The sequence below is a fragment of the Mucilaginibacter phyllosphaerae genome, assembly GCF_004378255.1.
Lineage (GTDB): Bacteria > Bacteroidota > Bacteroidia > Sphingobacteriales > Sphingobacteriaceae > Mucilaginibacter > Mucilaginibacter phyllosphaerae.
The window spans coordinates 1-304 of sequence record NZ_SNQG01000024.1 but is presented as its reverse complement, the minus strand read 5'-3'; the positions used below and the strand labels follow the sequence as shown (position 1 = coordinate 304).

Below are 304 nucleotides of genomic sequence, written 5' to 3'. Positions count from 1 at the left end.
TCCATAGCTGTACCGGCATAAAATCGGTAACAAATTCAAATTGCTTTATCTGGTCGTTAAGCTCGCTGTTTTTTAGTTGAAGCTCAATATCGGTAATGGTTTTTTAGGTAACATCTGTGCAGGCGCCAATGTAGCCCATAAACTTACCCTGCTGGTTATACTGCGGGTTACCGGTAGCAATACACCAGCGTACCTCTCCTTCCTTACGGCGGATCCTGAAATCAACCTTGTAGGGCTGCTGCGCCTTCAGGTCTGCTAAAAACTTGGCGGCGGCGCGGTCGCGGTCTTCATCCAGGATGCATTT

General features: G+C 48.0%; 1 protein-coding gene. It reads right to left on the bottom strand.

Annotated features, from left to right (window positions below):
• Positions 1-103 precede the first annotated feature (103 nt).
• Positions 104-304: PAS domain-containing protein (locus E2R65_RS19500; RefSeq protein WP_134338171.1), on the bottom strand; the 201-nt coding region annotated here is incomplete at its 5' end.